General features: G+C 66.1%; 15 protein-coding genes. 11 read left to right on the plus strand and 4 right to left on the minus strand.

The genetic code is table 11. The features are described from left to right. Positions 1–4: 4 nt before the first annotated feature. The 4 genes from EXZ48_RS04395 to EXZ48_RS04410 all read right to left on the minus strand — a co-directional run bounded on the left by EXZ48_RS04395 (position 5) and on the right by EXZ48_RS04410 (position 5139). A complete protein-coding gene (locus tag EXZ48_RS04395; RefSeq protein WP_245461932.1) occupies positions 5–2314 on the minus strand; it encodes a TonB-dependent receptor in 2310 nt (769 codons plus the stop codon). 133 nt (positions 2315–2447) lie between these two features. Then, complete coding sequence (locus EXZ48_RS04400; protein WP_130514451.1) at positions 2448–3425, minus strand: FecR family protein; 978 nt, start codon at positions 3423–3425, stop codon at positions 2448–2450. Between the two features lie 93 nt (positions 3426–3518). Continuing rightward, positions 3519–4034 carry an RNA polymerase sigma factor gene (locus tag EXZ48_RS04405; RefSeq protein WP_130514452.1) on the minus strand — a complete coding sequence of 172 codons (516 nt, stop codon included), beginning with the start codon at positions 4032–4034 and terminating at the stop codon, positions 3519–3521. Between the two features lie 229 nt (positions 4035–4263). Next, positions 4264–5139, minus strand: coding sequence for an AraC family transcriptional regulator (locus EXZ48_RS04410; RefSeq protein ID WP_081870759.1), 876 nt, complete (start codon positions 5137–5139; stop codon positions 4264–4266). 189 nt (positions 5140–5328) lie between these two features. Here EXZ48_RS04410 and EXZ48_RS04415 point away from each other — a divergent pair, with 189 nt between their 5' ends. The 11 genes from EXZ48_RS04415 to EXZ48_RS04465 all read left to right on the plus strand — a co-directional run bounded on the left by EXZ48_RS04415 (position 5329) and on the right by EXZ48_RS04465 (position 17320). After that, a complete protein-coding gene (locus EXZ48_RS04415) occupies positions 5329–7530 on the plus strand; it encodes a TonB-dependent siderophore receptor (RefSeq protein ID WP_130514453.1) in 2202 nt (733 codons plus the stop codon). After that, positions 7530–9137, plus strand: a complete 1608-nt coding sequence (locus EXZ48_RS04420) for an alpha/beta hydrolase-fold protein (RefSeq protein ID WP_245461933.1) — start codon at positions 7530–7532, stop codon at positions 9135–9137. Before EXZ48_RS04415 ends, EXZ48_RS04420 begins: the two co-directional genes overlap by 1 nt. A 99-nt stretch (positions 9138–9236) precedes the next feature. Continuing rightward, entirely contained in the window at positions 9237–9536 is a 300-nt protein-coding gene (locus EXZ48_RS04425) for a DUF2218 domain-containing protein (RefSeq protein WP_130514455.1), read from the plus strand. 33 nt (positions 9537–9569) lie between these two features. Then, entirely contained in the window at positions 9570–10472 is a 903-nt protein-coding gene (locus EXZ48_RS04430) for a siderophore ABC transporter substrate-binding protein (protein WP_050744855.1), read from the plus strand. Then, positions 10469–11446 (plus strand): ABC transporter permease, encoded by a 978-nt coding sequence (locus EXZ48_RS04435; protein ID WP_130514456.1) that lies wholly within the window; start codon positions 10469–10471, stop codon positions 11444–11446. Before EXZ48_RS04430 ends, EXZ48_RS04435 begins: the two co-directional genes overlap by 4 nt. After that, the gene (locus tag EXZ48_RS04440; RefSeq protein ID WP_024271431.1) at positions 11439–12380 is read left to right on the plus strand and encodes an iron chelate uptake ABC transporter family permease subunit; all 942 of its coding nucleotides are present in this window, start codon (positions 11439–11441) and stop codon (positions 12378–12380) included. The genes EXZ48_RS04435 and EXZ48_RS04440 overlap by 8 nt, the downstream gene beginning before the upstream one ends. Next, positions 12377–13135 carry an ABC transporter ATP-binding protein gene (locus EXZ48_RS04445; RefSeq protein ID WP_130514457.1) on the plus strand — a complete coding sequence of 253 codons (759 nt, stop codon included), beginning with the start codon at positions 12377–12379 and terminating at the stop codon, positions 13133–13135. Before EXZ48_RS04440 ends, EXZ48_RS04445 begins: the two co-directional genes overlap by 4 nt. Before the next feature lie 66 nt (positions 13136–13201). Continuing rightward, complete coding sequence (locus EXZ48_RS04450) at positions 13202–14482, plus strand: FAD-binding oxidoreductase (RefSeq protein WP_130514458.1); 1281 nt, start codon at positions 13202–13204, stop codon at positions 14480–14482. A gap of 107 nt (positions 14483–14589) precedes the next feature. Then, positions 14590–15363 carry an SDR family NAD(P)-dependent oxidoreductase gene (locus EXZ48_RS04455; RefSeq protein WP_050744858.1) on the plus strand — a complete coding sequence of 258 codons (774 nt, stop codon included), beginning with the start codon at positions 14590–14592 and terminating at the stop codon, positions 15361–15363. Positions 15364–15373: 10 nt separating this feature from the next. After that, positions 15374–16123, plus strand: coding sequence for an SDR family NAD(P)-dependent oxidoreductase (locus EXZ48_RS04460; protein WP_130514459.1), 750 nt, complete (start codon positions 15374–15376; stop codon positions 16121–16123). Positions 16124–16231: 108 nt separating this feature from the next. Beyond that, positions 16232–17320 (plus strand): D-TA family PLP-dependent enzyme, encoded by a 1089-nt coding sequence (locus EXZ48_RS04465; RefSeq protein ID WP_130514460.1) that lies wholly within the window; start codon positions 16232–16234, stop codon positions 17318–17320. The last annotated feature ends 56 nt before the right edge of the window (positions 17321–17376 follow it).

The raw sequence follows: 17376 nt of genomic DNA on the forward strand, positions 1-17376 counted from the left end.
GACGTCAGAACGTGGCGCGCACGCTGAGGAGGAACGCGCGTCCGGGCTGATAAAGCGGCTTCACCTCGCCGAACTCCTGGCCATAGGTGGCGCGGTCGGCATAGGTCTCGTTGAAGATGTTCTTCACCTCGGCACGCAGCGTCAGGTTCTGGTGGCTCGGCGGCTTGTACTCGACGAAGCTGTTGACGACCTGATACGCCTTGAAGGCAGGGCTTCCATCCGGCACCTTGTCATATTTCGGCGCGATCTCGATATCGCCGCCGACGGTGAGGCCCCAATCGGCGAAGGTGTGCGCGGCGGAGACCGTGATGATCTCACCGACCGGTGTCGTGAGGTAAGTGCCGGTATCGGAATCGGCCGGCTTCCCGTCGATCAGCGTGTCGATATTGGCATATTTCACGCGGATGTAGCCGTCGGTCCAGTCATAGCCGGCCCCGATCGAAAAACCTTCCGATTCCACATGCCGTCCCTCGAAGGCATATTTGTAGCGCGCCGCGCGGGCATTCTCCATTTCCGTGCGGAACACCGAGCCTTCCAGCGAAAAGCCGGCATATTTCGCGACGAGGCCGACCGTGTAGTTGTCGGAGGTCGTCGGCTCCGGCTCGGGCGAATAGACCCAGGCGGGGTTCATGATGAAGTTCTCGGCGAGCGGAATGCCGGCCCAGACATGGGAGTACCCGGCCTTGGCGGTCAGGAAATCCGGGATGAGGTCGTACTCGCCGGAAATGTTGCCGCTAAGGCCGGCATTGTCCCATTCCTCGCCGGTCGTGCCGGTGAACCATTGCCGGTCCGCGCGGCCGCCGAAGGACAGGCGGGCACGCTCGAAGGGCTCGAGGCGCGTCTGGACATAGGCACCGATATTGCGCGCCTTTTCTGTGGCGGGCTCGTAGAGGTCTTCCACCTCCGCCTTGTCGCTGTAGAAGTCGACGCCGGCCGTCACCGTGCCAAGGTCGAAATGGAAGCGGTTTTCGAACTTGCCGTTGAAGGTGCCGGTGATGCCGGTGACCGGATAGGTTTCCGGTGCGCTGCCGGGTTTCAGGTAGACGGTCGTGCCGACCTCCGTCTGGCCGTAGGCGAGCACAAGCTTCGGATCCCACCAGCCCTCGGGTGTGGCGTCCGTATAGGTCAGGACCGTGTTGGTGCGGTCGAGCGCGTAGTCGCGCACCAGCGGCTCCCACGGTTTGGCCCCCGTCGTCGTGCCCATGTTGGCGCGGAACGGGCGCGGTGCGTTGTCCTTGATCGCCTCGTGGCTGAGTTCGATGCGGTCGCCGCTTTCGAATTCATAGGCAAGCTTGCCGAGGCCGCTCTGGAAGTGCGTCCGGGTGCCCAGCACCTCGTCACCGTTGCCGGCGGAGAATTCGCTGCCGCGGCCAATGTTGAAGTAGCCGAGATATTCGAACCCGTCCTGCTTGCCGAAGGTCGAAAGGCCGGTGCTGAAAATGTTGCCGTTGGTGTTGAAGCCGGAATTGACGAAGCCGCCGTAGCCGTTGCCCTGGAGGAAATCGCCGACATCCTTGGTTTCGTAGACGATGGAGCCCGCGAGCGCGCCCGGGCCGGCATCGGCCGGCGCCACGCCCTCGTCGACGCTGACGGCCTTCAGCAGCGTCGGGTCGATCAGTGTCGTTGCATTGTGGTGGAATACCTTGTTGTTCTGGCGGCTGCCGTCGATGGAGATTGCGAGGTTGGTTTCCTCGATGCCGTTGACATAAACCTTCTGCGACATGGGCAGCGAGGAGCCCACCTTGACGCTCGGCTCTTCGCGGAAAACGTCCTGGATTGTGGCGGGGTTCTTGCGCTCGAGATCCTTGGCGGAAATGTTCAGTTCGCTGACGTCGCCCTCACCGACCTGTTCGCCCTCCACCGTGATCCGGTCGAGCGTCGTCGAGCCGTTTTCCACGGAACCGGTCACGAGCGGGGAGAGATGCGAGGCTGTGACGATCGCCGTGCCGTCGGTGGTGACCGAATGGCGCGTGTCGGTGCCCTCGAGAAGCCGGGCAAGCGCTTCCTGCGGCGTGAACGTGCCCTTGACCGGGCGGGAGGTCAGCCCGCGCGAGGTGGCGGCGGCGAGCGAGACCTGCAGGCCGGATTGCCGGCCGAAGCTGTTGAGGGCGCTCGCCAGAGGCTGTGCGGGAATGTCGAACGCCATGGTGCCGATGCGGGCGGATTTCGCCTGGGCTGCTGCCGGCTGTAGGGCGGCCTGCGGCAGGCTGAAGACGAGCGCCGCCGCCGTGGAGACCATCAGCCTGGTCATGAAGACGGTGCGCGTGCGCGCCTTGGCGCGCGACGTGGTCGATCGATCGATATGCAAACGCATTGTACCCCCGGTATCATCCTCGGGATGCGCTGCTCCTGAAGCGCGCATTCCCGGTGCAGAAACGATCGCCTCGGGAATCTTTTTCACGCTTCCGGCAAATTTCCTGAATTTTTCGGAAAACTTTCCGAAAGGCTCAATAACGCGAGACGATCCGGGTATAGGAGGAAATCGCGCGCACCTTGCCGCCATAGGGTTTGACCAGGGCTGTCAGTGCCCGGTCCGGGTCGCGAAGGTCGTAGAGGCCGGTCACGCGCTGGCGGCCGAGCGTGCGATCCGGCACGCTGATCCAGGCGGGATGGTAACGCTGCAGGCGTGCAACGACGCTGTCCACGGTGACGTCATTGACGAAGAGCAGGCCGCTCCGCCAGGCGCCGATCTCCTCCAATGGAACGACCGCGTGGCGGATCGCGCCGGTCGCGCTGTCGACCGTCGCCATGTCGCCGGGCGCCATTTCGGCAACGGCCTGCCTGTCGCCTTCGCCTGAAATACCGACCACGCCGCGGGCAAGCTGCACCGTGGTTGCGGTATCGTCGAGCGCCACGTCGAAGGCGGTCCCGAGCACGACCACCCGGGCATTGCCGGCCTCCACGGTGAAGGGGCGCTTGCCGTCATGCGTCACGTCGAAGAAGGCCTGGCCGGCGAGGAGGCGCACATGGCGGCCCTCCGGCGTCAGCTCGACATCGATGGCGCTGTCGGCGGAAAGGTTGACGGCGCTGCCGTCGGCGAGCGTCACCATGCGGCTTTCGCCCGTGCTGGTGCGGAAATCGGCCTTGAGCCAGATCATCAGGGCCGGCGCGGCCAGCACGACGAGGAGTGCGGCGGCAAGGGCCAGGGCGATGCCCGTCGCAAGGGGCCGGCGGCTGCGGCGGGGCAGGGGCAGGGGCACGACCGGGCGGGCCGGCCACAGGTCGGCGTGGCGCGGCCGTATCTCGCCGAGGGCATCCCACGCCTTCAGTGCATCGCGCCAGGCGGAACGGTTGGTTTCCGCCCGCGCAAGCCAGTCCTCCACATCCCGGGCGGCCTGCGGACAATCGGGATCGGCCTTCAGCCGCAGCAGCCAATCCATGGCTTCTTCGATCGCGCGGCGCTTTTCGCTGTCGTCCTGAATCAAGTTCTTACCCGTGCCCCGGCTCCCCACGCCATGCCTGGCGTTCTAGCCGAATATCAAATTGCTGCGTAGGGACGATTTGCGCGCGGATTTTTTTCACGGGGCATCATTGCCGAGCCGAAGCGCGATCTCCACCAGCGCGGCGCGGACATGGCGATGAGCAGTGGCGACAGAGATCCCGAGATGGGCGGCGACCTCCTCCAGCGTGTAGCCGCCGAAGCGGTGCATTTCGAGTGCAACGCGGACATCCAGCGGAAACCGGTCAAGAATCCCGGTGATGGTCCGCACTTCGTCGGAGACGAGCACGGTCTCCTCCGGCGTCTCGACGGCGCGTGGTAGGGACCAGAACGGCGGCTCGCTGTCCTGTTCCCTCATCTCGATCTTGCGCCGCTTGATGAGATCGAGGCAGAGATTGCGCACGATGCGATAGAGATAGGCGAGTGTCTGGCTGGCGGAAGCGCCATAGGTGTTGGCCGGAGAGAAGCGCAGGAAGGCGTCCTGCACGATATCCTCCGCCGCCTCGCGCGAGCCCAGGATCCGCGCCGCATAACGCACGAGGGCAGGGCGGTGGGCGGCGTAGAGCAGCGAGGTGGCATCTCCCTCCTTCTTCACGGCACAGCCTTTTCGAGGCGGGTCCAGCGGGCGGCCGTCGGCAGGAGTCCGACCCGGCACGTCAAGCCGCGCGCCAGAACCTTTCCCGCTCGTTTTCCGGCATCGCCGCACGTCGCCGCCATTGCCAATCCTTCAGAATCGCCGCGCCTCAGGCGGCAGCCGTATGTCCATGAGACATATCTTAACTTGATTTATAAGGTCAAGTTTGTCTCGGGAGCGCGGCGGCCCGTCATGCCCGCCGATGCTTCGGCGTCACGCCATAGGCCTTCTTGAAGGCGGTGGTGAAGCTCGATGGGTTGCGATAGCCGGCGAGGTAGGCGGCCTGCGAGATCGGAATGCCGTCCCGCTCCAGCGCGGCGCGTGCCGTCTCCAGCCGCTCCTGCCGGATGAAGTCTGAAACGGTCGTGCCGAAATGCTCCTTGAAATGGCGCTGGATGGAGGATGTGCTGATGCCGACTTCGCGCGCGATGCGGTCGAGCGTCAGGTCCTCGCAAACATGGGCGAGGATGTAGTCGCGCACCTTCTCGCTCTGCCGGCGGCTCAAGGCCGTCGGCTGGTGCGGCGCGGCCGCGTCGGCCTCGACCAGAACCGTGCAGGCCTGGCACATGATGTCGAAGGCGTGCGAGTTGCGGTAGAGTGTCAGGAGTTCGCCCGCCATGGTGCCTGGCGGTTTGAGGATGTGTTCGGCGATCTGGATGAGGTGACGGTTCGGGGCAAAGCTGAATTCGGCGAGGTGCCGGGCGAAGAAGGCGCGCAGCTTCGGCATGCTCGTCGGCTGCGAGCGCATCAGCCGGTCGATCCAGGGCAGGGGCGCGGAGATCATGACCTTGCGCAGCGGCGTCGTGCTTTCATTAACGAACTGCAGCTTGCAGTCCCGCCCGACATTCAGCATGAAGACGGTCGGTTCCGGGGTTGCCGCATCGCCGGCATCGATGCGGAAGTGCTCCCCGTCCATCACGAAATGCTGCTGGCCTTGCAGAAGCACCATGATGAGGAATTTCGGCCAGACGTCATAGAGATTGTCGTCCGGCGTGCAGCTCGCCGGGCCATCCATGGCGCCGACGAACAGGTGTTGGGGAACTTCCGGTTTGATCCTGATGTTCAAGACGCCGCCCTCTTGCATCGCCTTTTTCCGCGCGAGCTGACCTCGGTTGCCGCTTCCGCAAAGTTTTCTGCGGCCTCCGCGAAAGTCTTTGCGGTCGACAGCCGATCCAAGCTACTGGCATAGTTGACTTTGTTAATCAAGTTTAATTGCCGGCCGCCATGCCGGCCTTGTCGTATGTGGATTCAGGAAATGTGGGGCACTCTTTCGCCGTCGATCGGACACCGTCGTATCATGCTGCTTGCCGCGGCCAGCGCCCTGGCACTGAACGCAGCCGTCGCGCAGGATCAAGGGACCGGCCAGGGCAGCACCGCGCTGGAAGCGGTCGTTGTGGAGGGCGGCGCCGGCGAGCGGGGCGATGGACCGGTTGACGGCTACGTCGCCAAGAAGAGCCTCGCCGGTACCAAGACGGACACGCCCGTTTCCAAAACGCCGCAGACCGTCAGCGTCGTTTCCAAGGAGCAGATCGAGGACCAGAGCGCCCAGTCTGTCGCCGAGGCGCTGCGTTACACGCCGGGCGTGCTGACCGACTACCGCGGCGCCTCCAACCTGCGCGACGAGCTTTTCGTGCGCGGTTTCTACTATGTGCCGAAATATCTCGACGGTCTCTTTCTTGGCGGCGACCTCTCCTATGCGAAGATCGATCCCTATCTTCTGGAGCGGGTGGAACTGATCTCGGGGCCTGCTTCCGTCCTATACGGGCAGGCCAATCCCGGCGGTATCGTCAACATGGTCAGCAAGAAGCCGACCGATACGCCGCTGCGCGCGGTGGAGCTTTCGGTCGGCACGGACAAGTATCTTTCCGCCGGCTTCGATATCTCCGACACCTTCGACGATGCTTTCGGTTACCGCATCGCCGCGAAGGGGCTTGGGCGCGACCTGCAGGAAGATTACGCCGCGAACCGCTCCTTCGCCATCGCGCCATCCTTCACCTGGTCGCCGGACGAGGGTACGTCGCTGACGATCCTTGGCGGCTACCAGAACGAACCGGATGCCGGCTATCGCAACTTTCTCGATGCTGCCGGCACCGTCACGCCGATCCCGGGTTTCGGCTTCGTGCCGCGCGATTTCTTCGTGTCCGATCCGGATTTCGAGCGCTCGGAGCGCAAGCAGGCCTGGATCGGCTACGAATTCAAGCACGAGTTCAACGACAATCTCACCTTCCGCCAGAATGCGCGCTACCACCATGTCGACTGGCTGCACCACACGCTGGTCTATGGCAGTGCCGGCCCCGATCCGGTGACCGGCAACAACACGATCGTCAGCCGCTCGGCGAGCGGCGGCACGGACACCTGGAACCAGTTCACCGTCGATAACCAGCTCGAGGCGACATTCTCGACGGGGGCGGCAGAACACACGCTGCTCGGCGGTGTGGATTTCCAGTATCGCACCCGCGACTACAAGTGGGGCCGTGCCGCAGGGCCGAGCATCGACCTTGCCGATCCGCGCTACGGTGATTTCGACTTCTCGTCGCTGGTGCTCGCAACCACTGATCTTCAGGACCTGACGGCCCGTCAGGCCGGCGTCTACCTGCAGGACCAGGTGGAGATCGGCGCGCTCAACCTCCTCGCCGGCATCCGCTACGACCGCGCCAAGACCGAGATCGACGACCGGCTGGGCACCAACGACCAGTCCTATAAGGACGGTGCCTTCACCTGGCGGGCCGGCGCGCTCTACGTCTTCGATAACGGTCTCTCGCCCTATGTCAGCTATGCGACCTCCTTCGAGCCGGCGCTCTACATGCCGCCTGCCGGGGCGTCGGCCTTCTCGCCCACGACGGCCGAGCAATTCGAAGTCGGCGTCAAATATGCGCCGGAAGGCTCCGGCCTGCTGCTGACGGCCGCCTATTACGATCTCAGGCAGAAGGACGTGGTGGCCGGTGCCTGGGACCCGGACCTCGGCCAGACGGTCTATTCGCAGGTCGGCAAGATCCACAACCGCGGCATCGAGCTTTCCGCCCGGGCGGAGGTGACGAACAACCTCTCGCTGATCGCAGGCTACAGCTACATCGACTCGATCGTCAAGGAATCCGTCAACACCAGCGAAGTCGGCAAGATGCCGTCGCGCATTCCGCAGCACCAGGCCTCGCTCTGGGCGACCTACACGGCCGATGAGGGTGCACTGGAGGGGCTGACCGTCGGCGGGGGGCTGCGCTACATCGGCACGAGCTGGGGTGACGGCGGCAATTCGTTCAAGGTCGGCGCCGTCACGCTGTTCGACGCCATGGCTTCCTACGATTTCGGCGCGAAGAGCCCGGACCTGAAGGGGCTCTCGCTCCAGCTCAACGTCAAGAACATCGGCGACGAGCGCTATGTCGCCTCTTGCGCCAGCGCCTATGCCTGCTTCTATGGCGAAGGCCGCAGCATCGTCGCGACGCTGAAGAAGGAATGGTGATGCGCAGGATAGTAGGATCGGGCGTCGTGGCCCTGATCCTCTCGGTGACACCGCTGCTCGCCGCGGAAACGACACACGCCGTGCCGCTCGCGGTCGGCGCGGCGGTGATGGGGAAGGCTGTGGCGGCCGGGACAAGGCAGGTCTTCGATCCCGAGGCGGCTGCGGGCGACTATGTCAAGGGGACGCTTCGCGTCGAGGCTGGCGTGTTCGATCTCGATCTCGTCGACAGCGAAGGCCGGCACCTGCGCCGCCTCGCGGAAGGGGCGGGGGGCGTCGCGGAGTTCCAGTTCGTTGCCGAAGGTTCTGGCGTGCGGCTGGTCGCCACGGCTGACCGCGAGGGCACCTATGTGCTCGGCATCGAGCGCAAGGTCGGCGTCGCCGATCAGCGGCCGGCGCCGACCGCCTATCTGAGCCCTGCCATTGCCGGGATCGCCGCCGTGGTCGCGACGGGTGGAACGACGGAGGCCTTCTGGGCGATGGTCACGGACCGCGGCACGCCACTCGTCGAGGACGGGCAGGACGGGCGCAAGGTCGTCACCTTCCTGGGGCGCGGTGCAAAGCGCAACATCCGCCTGTTCGGCGCACCGAGCGGCGATCACGAGGAGTTGCAGCGCCTTGGCGGCTCGGACATCTGGTTCAAGAGCTTCGAGGTGCCCGACGACACGCGGCTGTCCTATCAGCTGGCTTTCGATGTGCCTTATGTGCCGGGCACCGCGCGCGACCGGCGCGTTGCTGTCCTTTCGACGGCCAAGGCCGATCCACTGAACCGGCACGGCTGGCCGGCGGAAGCGAAAGACGCCTACAATCAGGATTCCGTGCTGGAACTGGCCGGTGCCCCGCCGCAGCCGTTTCTGGCGGAGAAAGGCAACCCGCAGGGCCGGCTGAACACGCTGTCGGTCGAAAGCCGTTTGCTCGGCAACCGCCGCGACATCACGTTCTACTACCCGCCCGGTTTCGACCCGGCGCGCAAGGACACGATCCTGCTCTTCGTCTTCGACGCCGACCAGTATCTCGGCCGCGTGCCGGTGCCGCGCATCCTCGATAACATGATCGCCGCCGGCGCCGTCCCGCCGGTGGTCGCCGTCTTCGTCGCCAATCCCGACCGGGCGGCGCGGGCGCGGGAGCTCCCGGCCAATCTGGCCTTTGCGGATTTCATGGCCACCGAGCTCCACCCGCTTGTCGCAAAGGAAACGGGGCTGGTGGTTCCGGCCGCGCGTACGGTGCTGGCCGGTTCCAGCTATGGCGGGTTGGCTTCGGCCACCGTCGCCATGCGGCATCCGGAGGTCTTCGGCAACGTGCTCGCCATGTCCGGCTCTTTCTGGTGGAGCCCGCCGGGTACGCCGGAGGACCGCCGGGAGCATGTGGCGGGGCTGATTGCCGCAGGCCCGGCGCTGCCGTTGCGCTTCTTTCTTTCGGCCGGGCTTTTCGAAACGGGTGCGCAGGGCACCGCGGGCATCCTCGAAACCAGCCGGCATCTGCGGGACGTGCTGCAGGCCAAGGGCATTTCCGTCATCTATCGCGACTATGCCGGCGGCCACGACTACCTCGTCTGGCAGGGCGTCATCTCGGACGGGCTGATCGCGCTTTTCGGTGGGGACCGGCCCTGACGGCCGGCTTCCCTTGTTGAGAAAACATGAGTAAAGACGTTATGTTTTCGGTGCCTCGGCAGGAGAGCCGACCGCCGGACAAGAATGAAAGGGAAGGCCATGCTCGAATCCGCCGCCTATCTGGAAACCGCCCACGGCCGGAAATACCTGGCCCAGCTGTGCAAGCACTTCGCCCACAAGATCGAGGTCACTGCTTCGGAAAACCACGGTGAATGTCACTTCGCTTGCGGCCTCGGCATTCTCGATGCCGATGACTATGGCCTGCGCATGACCGCCCGGGCGGAAAACGGCGAGGATCTCGCCCAGACCCAGTCGGTGATCGAATCCCACCTCGCGCGCTTCGCCTTCCGCGAAGAGCTTCAGCCGCTCGACTGGCAGTGGCAGAACAAGGCCGGCTGAGCGCTCGCATCCATCCAGCATGACAGGTAGACCATGAAACAGTTCCGCCCGCTCGCAGCTTTCGCCGCGCTTGCCCTTTCCATCCTGCCCGCCAGCGCCATGGACGTGACGACGGCGCGGGGAACGGTCGCGGTGGACGGCGTGCCGAAGACCATCGCCGTCTATGACATGGCTGCGCTCGATACGCTCGACCGTCTCGGCATCCGCCCGGCGGGCGTGCCGGACAAGCTTTACGTTCCCGCGCTGGAGCCGATCAAGGCGGGTGCGACCACGGTCGGCACCCTTTTCGAGCCCGATCTCGAGGCGCTGAGCGCGCTCGGTCCCGATCTCATCATCGTCGGCAGCCGGTCCGCCGCAAAGGCGGATGTTGTGGCCAAGGTCGCGCCGACGATCGACATGACGATCGATGGCGACGATCTGGTCGGGCAGGCCAAGCTGCGCCTTCAGGCCTATGGTGCCCTGTTCGGCAAGGCGGCTGAGGCAAAGGCGATTGCCGGCGAGCTGGACACGAAGCTTGCTGCTGCCAAGGCTGCTGTTGCCGGCAAGGGTAAGGCGCTGATCGTCATGACCAACGGGCCCAAGGTCTCTACCTATGGCCCCGGCTCGCGCTTCGGCTGGGTGCATGCGGCGCTCGACCTGCCGCCGGCAATCGCCGAGATCGAGACGGCGACCCACGGCGAGGCGGTGTCCTTCGAGTTCATCCGCGAGGCGAACCCCGACTGGCTGCTGGTGCTCGACCGTGCCGCCGCCGTCGGCTCCAACGAGCAGGCCGCGAGGGTGACGCTCGACAACGAGCTTGTCGCGGAAACGACGGCGTGGAAGAAGGGCCAGGTCGTCTACCTGCCGGCACCGGATTTCTACATCGCGGCCGGCGGCGTACAGTCGCTCGAACGCGTGCTTGCGACGGTCACGGAGGCCTTTTCCGCCGCGAAATGAGCGCCAGCGCCCTGCACCCATCCTTGCGGACCGGAACGATCGCGGGCCTCGGGCTCGCGGTCCTCTTTGTGCTGAGCCTTGCCGTCGGCGTCAGTCCGCTGCCGCTCGGCCGGGTGCTGAGCGATCCCGAAGCGCTCCAGCTCCTCCTCGTCAGCCGCCTGCCGCGCACGCTTGCCGCGGTCCTGTGTGGCGCCGGGCTGGCGATCGCCGGGCTCATCATGCAGACGCTGGTACGCAACCGTTTCGTCGAGCCAGCGACCGCAGGCACGGCGCAGAGCGCCGAACTCGGCATCCTCCTCGTCACGCTGCTCTTTCCCGCCGCCGCGCTGCCCGTGAAGACGCTCGTCGCCAGCGGCGCGGCCCTTCTCGGTACCTCGATCTTCCTGGCGACCGCCCATCGCCTGCCGCCCGCCCAGCCCTTTCTCGTGCCGCTCTTCGGCATCGTCTATGGCGGGGTCATCGGCGCGGCGGCGACCTATGCAGCCTGGCAGGCGGATCTCCTGCAGTTCCTCGCCGTCTGGACCAACGGGGACTTTTCCGGCGTGCTGCGCGGGCGCTACGAGCTCCTGTGGATCGCTGCCGTGATGGTCGCCATCGCCTGGGTGGTGGCCGACCGGCTGAGCATCATGGCACTCGGGCGGGAGGCGAGCATCGGGCTTGGCATCGACTATGCCCGCATGATGCAGATCGGCCTCGTCCTCGTCTCCGTCATCACCGCGCTGGCCGTTGCCGTCGTCGGCATGATCCCCTTCGTCGGGCTTGCCGTGCCCAACATCGTCTCGCGCCTGATGGGCGACAATGTGCGCGGCACGCTGGGCTGGGTCGCCGCCGGTGGAGCGGGACTGGTTCTCGCCTGCGACATCGTCGGGCGCCTCATCCGCTATCCCTACGAAATCCCGGTCGGCACGGTGATGGGCGTGGTCGGCGGCGCGATCTTCCTCTGGCTGCTCTTCCGGCGTGGCGCCCATGCCTGACCGTCGTCTTCTCGCTCTTGCCGCGGCAGCCCTTGCCGCCGCCGCCGCGTTCCTGGCAATCGGCCTCAAGGGCAACATCGCCTTCGTGCTGGAACTGCGGCTGCTGAAGCTTGCGGCTCTGGTGCAGGTGGGCGTGGCGATCGCCATTTCCACCGTGATCTTCCAGACGGTCACCGGCAACCGCATCCTGACACCATCGATCATGGGCCTCGATGCCCTCTACCTCTTCGGCCAGATGCTGATGGTCTTCCTGCTCGGCGGGGTCGGTTACGTGACGCTCGATCCGCAGCTGAAATTCGGCCTGGAGGTGCTGGTGCTGATGGCGCTCGCCTCGGCGCTGCTGCTGCCCATGCTTAAGAGCCGCCTCGACATGGGGCTGATGCTGCTGGCCGGCGTCGTCTTCGGCGTCCTGTTCCGCAGTCTGCATTCGCTGCTCGCGCGCCTCATCGACCCCAACGAATTCTCCGTCGTGCAATCGGCGAGCTTTGCCAACTTCAATGCCGTGCGTACCGACCTCCTGGTCTTTGCCGCCATCGTCACGGTCGTCGCCGCCGTCATCGCCTGGCGCGCGCGCCACGTGCTCGACGTCATCTCGCTCGGGCCGGATACGGCGACGGGGCTCGGCGTCGGCTGGGCGGGCACGGTGACGGGCCTGCTGCTGCTCGTCTCCGCGCTGGTCGCCGTCTCCACGGCGCTCGTCGGGCCGGTCGCCTTCTTCGGTCTTCTGGTGGCGGCGCTCGCCGAGCGCATCGTCGATACCCGCCGTCACGGCGTGCTGCTGCCGGCAGCAGCCCTTGCCGGCATCGCCGTGCTTGTCGGCGGGCAGACGTTGTTCCAGCACGCGCTCGGCAATGCCACAGCACTCGGCGTCGTCATCGAATTCGTCGGCGGGCTTGTCTTCCTCCTGCTGCTGGTTCTCGGGAGCCGAAAATGATCCGGATCGAAAACGTCTCCTTCAAACACCGGACAACGCCGATCCTCACGGATGTCAGCCTGACGATCCCGAAGGGCGGCGTCGTGGCGCTGATCGGACCTAACGGCGCGGGAAAATCCTCGCTTCTTTCGCTCGTTGCCCGCCTGCAAGCGCTCCAGACGGGTACCATCGACATCGACGGCCTGCCGGTGGACACGACGCCCGGCCGGGAACTTGCCCGCGTCATCGCCATCCTGCGGCAGGACACAACGGTGGCAAGCCGCCTCAAGGTGCGCGAGCTCGTCGGCTTCGGCCGCTTTCCCCACGGCCGTGGACGCCTTACCGAGGCCGACCACGCCATCATCGCCGCGGCCATTGCCCAGTTCGACCTCGCCGACCTTGCCGACCGCTTCATCGAGACGCTGTCCGGCGGCCAGCGCCAGCGCGCACTGGTCGCCATGGCCTTCGCGCAGGGTACGGACTACCTCCTGCTCGACGAGCCGCTGAACAATCTCGATATGTACTATGCCCGTGAGCTGATGCGCTCGCTGCGCAGCGCCGCCGACGGCAAGGGCAAGACGGTCGTCATCGTGCTGCACGACATCAACCAGGCGAGCGCCCATGCCGACCGTATCGTCGCGATGAAGGGCGGCCGTATCGTTGCGGACGGCGCACCGACGGAGATCCTGACGCCGGAAATGCTTGAAACCGTCTTCGGCTTCCGCATGCGGGTGGAGACGATCGAGGGCAAGCCCTTCGTGCTGCATCAGCTTTAGGGCTGATTGACGAACGGGCACGGGATGCGCATCAGTCCCTCCTGTCGCAGGCCGAGGGGGAGCAGCATGGTCTATCCGGATACCTATTATCGCCGCACCATGACGGATCAGGTGGTGCGTCCGGCGCTCTCCGGCACCGTCGAGTGCGACGCGGTGATCATCGGCGGCGGTCTTGCCGGTCTTTCGACGGCTCTCCAGCTCGCGCGGGCGGGGCGGAGCGTCGTGGTGCTGGAAGCGGAAAGCATCGGCTTCGGCGCCTCCGGGCGCAATGGCGGCTTCGTCAGCGCCGGTTATGCGACGGGGGAGGACAATATTGCCCGCATGGCCGGCCCGGCCGTGGCGCACGACCTGTATCGCCTGTCGATGGAGGGTGTGGAGTTCGTCCGCGACAACATCCGGACCCTCGGCCTTTCCGATGCAGATCTCCGGCCCGGCCTGGTGAGCGTGCTGCGCTACGATGACGGCGCGCGTCTCAGGGCCGATGTGGAGGAGGCGCGCCGGCGCTATGGCGAAGACATCGCCTACATGGATCGCGACGCCGTGCGCGCGGTGCTGAAATCGGATCGCTACCATCAGGCGGTGCGCCACGGGGCTGCCTTCCACATGCACCCGCTGAACTATCTGCGCGGCATTGTCCGCGAAATCGAGCGCCTCGGCGGGCGCATCTTCGAGCAGTCTACGGCGACAGGCAGCGAACTGGACGAGGCGGAAAAGCGAGTGAGGACGGCGGGCGGCATGGTGACGGCGCGCGACGTCGTCTTTGCGACGGGTGGTTATACCGCGTCGCTGAATGCGCGGCTCCGGCGTGCCTTCCTGCCGATCGCCACCTATGTGATGGTCAGCGAGGAGGCGCCCGACCTTCTCGCCTCGGCAATCGCCACCCGCGACGCCATCGGCGACAACCGCCGGGCGGGCGACTATTACCGCCTCGTCGATGGCGGCCGGCGGCTGCTCTGGGGCGGGCGTATCACCACCCGCGCCGCTTCGACAGCCGGGCTGGTGCGCGAACTGCGCGCCGAAATGGTCGGCACCTATCCGCAGCTTGCCGGTCTCGGGACGGAGCTCGCCTGGTCGGGTCTGATGTCCTATGCCCGCCACCTGATGCCCCAGATCGGACGCATGGCACCGGGCGTCTGGCATTGCACCGCCTTCGGCGGCCACGGCCTCAACACGACGGCGATCGGCGGCAAGGTCATTGCGGAGGGCATTCTCGGCGAAAGCGAGCGCTACAGGCTCTTTGCGCCCTTCGGCCTTGTCTGGGCCGGCGGCCTTGCAGGGCTGGCGGTGGCACAGCTGACCTACTGGAAACTGCAGGCACAGGACTGGTGGCGCGAACGCGCGGCCTGAGACGACGGCCGCCACTGAGCGCTGGGTTGCCTGAATTGCGGTGTTGACTATCGACGCCGTCGCCCATTCTTCTTCCGGGAGGATATCGCATTGGAGCAGAGACACCCATGACCGACCAGACCCGAGTAGCGCTCATAGCCGGTGGGGCCGGCGGCATGGGAGCGGCGATTGCCACGCGGCTTGCCGCCGACGGTTACGCTGTCGTTCTCGCAGACCTTGAATCCGAACGCCTGACGGCCGCGGCGGAGGCAGTGCAAGTCGGGGGCGGTGCCGCGCTTGCGGTGCCGCTCGACATGCGCAAGGTCGCCTCCTGTGCCGCTGCCGTGGAGAAGACGCTCGCCTGGCGCGGGCGCCTCGACGCCCTCGTCAATGCCGCGGGTGTCTGGCGCGAGGGTGCGGCCGGAACGATGACGGAAGAGGACTGGGACATCGTGCTCGACGTCAATCTCAAGGGAGCGTTCTTCCTCATCCAGGCGGCCATTCCGCATCTGGAGAACGGCGCTTCCATCGTCAACATCGCCTCGGATGCCGGCCTCGTCGGCAACAACGGCGCGTCGATCTACTGTGCCTCGAAGGGCGGGCTGGTTCTGCTGACCAAGGCGCTGGCGCTGGAACTTGCGCCGCGCCGCATCCGCGTCAACGCGGTCTGCCCTGGCGACGTCGCAACGCCGATGATCGAGTTCCAGGCGGAACGCTATGGCGGAGGCGACCCGGACGGCTACAAGGCGAAACTCCTGTCCAACTATCCCCAGCAGGAAGCCGCCCGCTTCATCCGGCCGGAGGAGATCGCCCGCATGGTCGCCTATCTCTGCGAGCCGGATGCCGCGCCCATCACCGGGGCCGCGCTTTCCATAGATTTCGGCGTGACGGCCGGCTACTGAGGAGGGACGGATGCAGCGCAAGACGGCGATCATCACCGGAGCAGGGGCCGAGGACGGCATCGGCTTTGCCTGCGCACGGAGCCTGGCGGAGGAGGGCTATGCCGTCCACCTCGTAGCAACGAGCGATCGGATTTTCACCCGTGCCGCGGAGTTGAGGCGTAACGGGTTCTCCGCGACGGGCCACATTTGCGACCTCACCGTCAAGGCCGATGTCGAGCGCCTGCGGCAAGCGACGGGGCCGGCCGCGGTGCTCGTCAACAATGCCGGCATGGGCAGCCTCGCGCAGCCGGCACTGCAGCGCGACTTTGCGATGCTGGAGGAGGCGGATTGGGACCGCGGCATCTCCGTCACGCTCAAGACGACGTTCCTTTCGACACGCCTCTATTTGCCGGACATGCTGGCGGACGGCTACGGCCGCATCGTCAATGTGGCGTCGGTGACGGGCCCCTATGTCGCCAATCCCGGCGAGACGGCCTATTCCGCCGCCAAGGCCGGCATGGTCGGCCTCACCCATGCACTGGCGCTCGAAGCCGGCCCGCATGGCGTCACGATCAATGCCGTGGCGCCAGGCTGGATCGATACCGGCGCGTCGACGGAGGAGGAGCGCCGCGCCGCCATGGCGACACCCTGTGGCCGCGCAGGCCGGCCAGACGAAGTGGCGGCCGCCGTCGCCTTCCTTGCCTCACCCAAGGCGAGCTATATCAACGGTGCCGTGCTGGTGGTCGATGGCGGAAACATTCTTCAGGAGCGCAAGGCCTGAGATGTTACCGAGGCAGGCGCGGGGATTTCGGTTTTGCCCCGCCACTGTTTTCATCATAGTGACCACACCCCAACAGGCGCTGCAGGCGCCAAGACTGGAAGGCTTCCCATGACCGATCCCTGGCCCACTGCCGGCACGCCGCTCGACGATGTCCTCACCCCGATGCCCGTCATCGACGAGGACCGGCTGGCCGCCAACATCGCCCGCGCGCAGGCCTATTTCGACGGGCACGGCAAGGCCTTCCGCCCGCATATCAAGACCCACAAGATCGTCGCCGTCGCCGAGGCGCAGCGCGCGGCCGGCGCCGTCGGTCTCAATTGCCAGAAGATCAGCGAGGCCGAGGTTTTCGCCGATGCCGGTTTCGAGGACATCCTGATCACCTACAACATCCTCGGTGCGGCGAAGCTCGGGCGCCTGCGCGGGCTGCATGAGCGGGTGCCGCGCCTTGCCGTGGTCGCCGACAGCGCCACGACCGTGGACGGTCTTGCCCGCGCCTTCGATGCCGCCCGTCCGTTGACCGTGCTTGTGGAGTGCGATACGGGCGGGCGCCGATGCGGCGTGCAGACACCGGAGGCGGCAACGGATCTGGCGGCCCGCATCGCCGCCGCACCGGCCCTCCGCTTCGGCGGCATCCTCACCTACCCTGCAACCGACGGCGCAAGCGCCGTGGAGGCTTTCATCGCCGGGACCATGGCGCTGCTGGCGGCAAGGGGGCTGGATTGCCCGGTGCGCTCCAGCGGTGGTTCGCCGGACCTCTGGAAGGCCCATCTCGTGCCTTCCGCCACCGAACACCGCGCGGGAACCTATGTCTACAACGACCGGAGCATGGTGCGCGCCGGCCATTGCACGCGGCAGGATCTTGCCATGCATATCCTTGCGACCGTCGTCTCGCGCCCGGCAGAGGATCGTGCGGTGCTGGATGCCGGTTCCAAGGCGCTGACCTCGGACCTGCTCGGTTTCAGCGACTACGGCGAGATCGAGGGCCACGAAGGTGCCCGCATCGTCTCGCTCTCGGAGGAGCATGCGGTGGTCGATCTCAAGGATTGCCGGGGAGAGTTTCCCGCCATCGGCAGCGTGGTGCGCATCGTGCCGAACCACACCTGTGTCGTCAGCAACCTGTTCGACCGTATGGTCTTCCACCGCGGTGGCATCGTGACGCGGGTCGAGGCAGTCGCCGCACGCAGCACGGTCTGGTGAGGCCGGATTTCGGTTGACGGCGCGCGGCAAAGCCGCTCGTGCTGGCCGGCAAACGC

It is taken from the genome of Shinella sp. JR1-6, from assembly GCF_004284735.1.
Classification (GTDB): Bacteria; Pseudomonadota; Alphaproteobacteria; order Rhizobiales; family Rhizobiaceae; genus Shinella.